The organism is Bradyrhizobium sp. P5_C11_2, from assembly GCF_054049755.1.
Genome location: NZ_JBFULT010000568.1, coordinates 1 through 4867, shown reverse-complemented (window position 1 = coordinate 4867; position 4867 = coordinate 1). Strand labels below are relative to the sequence as shown.

At 66.1% G+C, this 4867-nt stretch carries 3 protein-coding genes; all 3 read right to left on the bottom strand.

Annotated elements, in window-relative coordinates; all coding sequences use genetic code 11:
* On the bottom strand, positions 1-531 hold a 531-nt coding region (locus ACXJL8_RS34195), incomplete at its 3' end, for a carbonic anhydrase (protein WP_456686380.1).
* 173 nt (positions 532-704) lie between these two features.
* On the bottom strand, positions 705-1205 hold the full coding sequence (locus ACXJL8_RS34190) for a hypothetical protein (RefSeq protein ID WP_456686381.1): 501 nt from the start codon (positions 1203-1205) through the stop codon (positions 705-707).
* 133 nt (positions 1206-1338) lie between these two features.
* Entirely contained in the window at positions 1339-4842 is a 3504-nt protein-coding gene (dnaE, locus tag ACXJL8_RS34185; RefSeq protein WP_456620096.1) for a DNA polymerase III subunit alpha, read from the bottom strand.
* Positions 4843-4867 lie beyond the last annotated feature (25 nt).

Here is a 4867-nt window from a genome sequence, read left to right as displayed (position 1 = left end):
GACCAGCGAAGGGATGTGGCCGGGCGGCGACGTGTTGTCCTTGATCGCCTTCAGCGTCGCATCGACGGCGCCGCAACTGTCATGACCCAGCACCAGGATCAGCGGTGCGTTGAGCACGGCGACCGCATATTCCATGCTGGCAATGGTCTCAACGCCGGCAAAGTTTCCGGCGACGCGGCAGACGAAGAGATCGCCACGGCCGCTGTCGAAGGCGTATTCCGGCGCGATGCGGGAATCGGCGCAGCTCAGCACCGCCGCGAACGGGTTCTGGCCGCCGGCCAGCGCCTCGCGCTCGTGCTTGAAATCATGGCGCCGCGACACGCCGTCGACGTAGCGCGCATTGCCCTCCATCAGCCGCTTCAATGCGGCATCCGGCGCCAGCACGTTCTGCGGCTTGGGCGGCGCCTTGGCCTCCTTGGCGAAGGCCCTGCCGGCGAAGGCTACGCTCAGCGCAGAGGCGGCAAGCAGCATCGCGGACCGCCGCGATGGCCCGATTTGGTGCTGCAGATTTTCAGAGCATTTGTCGCACATTCACGTTTCCTCCCGGCGGTGGACGATCAGTATCGCCGCGATCATAGCCGCGGTGATGTGACTAAACCACAAATGATGGCGCGCTCGGCACCTAAACTTCTAGGCGTAGCCGGAACGATGTGTTCGCCAAGACTTGTGGGCAAGACTTTGCGGGCAAGACTTGCGCGCGCCGCCTATTGCRCCAGCCGGAGCTCAGCGATCGTCGTCCTCGCGGCCGGTTCGTCCAGGGCGAGGAAATCCAGCGGCCCCTGATTTTTATAACCGGAGGTCATCGCAAGGGTGAGACCCCAGCCGAGCAATCCGGTGCTCGCGTTTGCGATCATGGCGGTCTTGCGCTCACTGAGGCGCGCGACGAAGAACACGGTCTGGCCGGATTGAGCCGAGAAGTCGACGCGTGTGACGCCGAGCGCCACCTCTTCGGCCACGAACTGGTGTTGGCCCGCCGGGCGATCGACATAAACATATGTCCCGGTCTTCAGGCCCTTGATCGGCGTACCGTCGAGGGAAAATACCCAGTCCGGATCGCCGATGCCGCCAAAGCCCTTCTCGCGAAACACGACGACGCGCGCCTGCCCCGCTTTCGGCGGACCGATCTTTCGCACCGTCTCCGAATAACCAAGCCCACTTCTCGCCGTCTCGCAGCCGCACAGCAATGCGGCGGCGATGAGCAACACCAGCCCACGCAGTAACATCACGTCCCCAAGATCTTCCCCAGGAGCATGCTAGCTGGAATCAGCGGCAGGTTGCAACAGCACCGAAGCATCACCTGCGCAAAACATGCAACCGGCTGCAACTTCGTGCGTGTTGCTAGAGCTGCTGCACGTCCACGACGCCCGCGACCGCCTTGATGGCGCCCGCGATCTGCGGCGAGACCTTGAAGCGGCCGGGCAGCTTCATCTCGACCTCGGTCTCGAGGTCGAGCATCATCACCAGCGAGACCTCGCCGTCGCCGTTGGCGCGCGGCGCGATGCCGGGACTGCCGACTTTTGGCGCCGCGCCGTTCGAAGCCGCCATGTCGGGTCCGGCGAGACGCTTGGCGATCGACTCGAGCGGCTTGGTGTCGCGCACGAAGATGCGCAGGCCCTTCTGCGTCTTGGCGGCGGCGTCATCGAGCGGCTCGGCGTGCAGCACGCGGGCGCGGACGTCCTCGCCCTGAAGCTCGGCGCCGAGCTGGAGCAGCACGGCGGCGCCCGGCTCCAGCACGTCGCGATATTGCGCGAGCCCCTCGGAGAACAGCACCGCCTCGAAGTGGCCCGTGGGATCAGAGAGCCCCATGATGCCCATCTTGTTGCCGGTCTTGGTGCGCCGCTCCATGCGCGACACCACGGTGGCCGCGACCTTGCCGGCGGTGGCGCCGGTCTTCACCGCGCGCGAAAACTCGGCCCAGCTCTGCACCCGCAGCCGCTTCAGCACGGTGGCGTAATCGTCGAGCGGATGGCCCGACAGGAAGAATCCGATCGCGTCATATTCTCGGCGCAGCCGCTCGGCCGGCAGCCAGGGCTCGATCTGCGGCAGCATGATGGTCGGCGCGTCCGCGGCGCCGCCGAACATGTCGTTCTGCCCGATGGTCGCCGCCTCATGGGAGCGCTGACAGGCCGCGAGCACTGCATCCGCGCCAGCAAAGACGCGCGCGCGGCTGGGCTCCAGCGTGTCGAAGGCACCGGCGGCCGCGAGACTCTCGATGATGCGCTTGTTGATCGCGCGCGGATTGACCCGTGCGGCGAAGTCGGCAAGCGACGTGAACAGCCCGTTCCTGGTCCGCTCCGCGATGATCTGCTCGACCGCCTGGAGGCCGACGCCCTTCAGCGCGGCGAGCGCGTAGTAGATGGTCTTGTCGCCGACCTCGAAGGTCGCCCCGGAGCGGTTGATGTTCGGCGGCTCGACCTTGATGCCGAGGCGCTGCGCCTCGGAGCGGAATTCGGAGAGCTTGTCGGTGTTGTTGAGATCGAGCGTCATCGACGCCGCGATGAACTCCACCGGATAATGCGCCTTCATGTAGGCGGTGTGGTAGGACACCAGCGCATAGGCCGCCGCGTGGCTCTTGTTGAAGCCGTAGTCGGCGAATTTCGCCAACAGCTCGAAGATGGTCTCGGCCTGCCCCTTCGGCACGCCGTTTTTCACCGCGCCGGCGACGAAGATGTCGCGCTGCTTGTCCATCTCGGCGCGGATCTTCTTGCCCATGGCGCGGCGCAACAGGTCGGCGTCGCCGAGCGAGTAGCCCGACATCACCTGCGCGATCTGCATCACCTGTTCCTGGTAGATGATGACGCCGAACGTTTCTTTGAGGATCGGCTCCAGCACGGGGTGGAGATATTCCGGCTCCTCGTCGCCGTGCTTGCGCGCGCAATAGGTCGGGATGTTCGCCATCGGACCCGGGCGATACAGCGCGACCAGCGCGATGATGTCCTCGAAGCGGTCGGGGCGCATGTCGATCAGCGCCCGCCGCATGCCCTGGCTTTCAACCTGGAACACGCCGACCACGTCGCCGCGCGCCAGCATCTGGTAGCTTTCGGCATCGTCGATCGGCAGCGTGGCGAGATCGACATGGATGTCTCGCGGCTTGAGCAGCTTGCAGGCGACGTCGAGCACGGTCAGCGTCTTCAGGCCGAGGAAGTCGAACTTGACGAGGCCCGCCGGCTCGACCCATTTCATGTTGAACTGGGTCACCGGCATGTCCGACTTCGGATCGCGGTACATCGGCACGAGTTCGCTCAGGGGCCGATCGCCGATCACGATGCCGGCCGCGTGGGTCGAGGCGTGGCGCGTCAGGCCCTCGAGGCGCTGCGCGATGTCGAAGGCGCGCGCCACGATCGGATCTTCATCGCGGAACGCCTGGAGCTTCGGCTCGCTCTCGATTGCGGCTGCAAGCGTCACCGGCGCCGCCGGATTCTGCGGCACCAGCTTCGTCAGCTTGTCGACCTGGCCATAGGGCATCTGCAACACGCGGCCGACGTCGCGGAGCACGCCGCGCGCCTGCAGCGTACCGAAGGTGATGATCTGCGCGACCTGGTCGCGGCCGTAGCGCTCCTGGACGTACCTGATCACCTCGCCGCGGCGGTCCTGGCAGAAGTCGATGTCGAAGTCCGGCATCGAGACGCGCTCAGGATTGAGGAAGCGCTCAAACAGCAGGCCGAACTTGATCGGATCGAGGTCGGTGATGGTCAGCGCCCAGGCGACCAGCGAGCCTGCGCCGGAGCCGCGGCCCGGCCCGACCGGAATGCCCTGGCCCTTCGCCCATTTGATGAAGTCGGAGACGATCAGGAAGTAACCCGCGTACTTCATGCGCATGATGACGTCGAGCTCGAACGCCAGGCGCTTATTGTAGTCCTCCTCGGTGGTGCCCTGCGACAGGCCGTGCACGCGCAGGCGGTTCGCAAGCCCCTCCTCCGCCTGCCGCTTCAACTCGGCGGCCTCGACCGAGGCCGCATCGGAGCTGGCGGCGGCGCCGACCGTGAAGAACGGCAGAATCGGCTTCCGCGTCATCGGGCGGAACGAGCAGCGCTCGGCGATCTCCACCGTCGAAGCGAGAGCCTCCGGAATGTCGGCGAACAGCACCGCCATCTCGGCGCGGGTCTTGAAGCGGTGATCGGGGGTGAGCTGAACGCGGTCGGTCTCGGCGATCAGCCGCCCGCCGGCGATACACAAAAGCGCGTCATGCGCCTCGTAATCGTCGGTCGCGGCGAAATACGGCTCGTTGGTCGCGACCAGCGCCAGGCCCTTGGCATAGGCGATGTCGATCAGCCCGCTCTCGATGCGGCGCTCCTTGTCGAGGCCGTGGCGCTGCAGCTCGACATAAAGGCGATCGCCGAACAGGCTGGCGAGACGCTCGCAGCGCGCGGCCGCAAGCTCGGAATGGCCGGCGGCAAGCGCCAGCGAGACCGGCCCGTCCGGTCCGCCGGTAAGCGCGATCAGGCCCTCGGTCTCGCCCTCGAGCCAGTCGAACTTGATGTGGGAGGCATGGGTGTCGGGCGTCTCCAGGAACGCGCGCGAGTTCAGCCGCATCAGGCTGCGATAGCCGCGCTCCTGCGCCGCCAGCAGCACCACGCGCGACGGCAGCAGCGCGTTGCGCGCATTGGGATCCTGGTCGCCGAAATCGATCGCGAGCTCGCAGCCGACGATCGGCTGGATGCCGGAGCCCGCCATCTTGTCGGAGAACTCCAGCGCACCGAACATGTTGTCGGTGTCGGTCAGCGCTAAGGCCGGCTGGTGGTCCTTCTTGGCAAGCTCGGCGAGCTTGGCGATCTTGATCGAGCCCTTGAGCAGCGAATAGGCCGAGTGAACGTGAAGGTGGACAAATCCGGCGCTCGGCATGGTCGCGTGACGGCCTCTTGCTGAT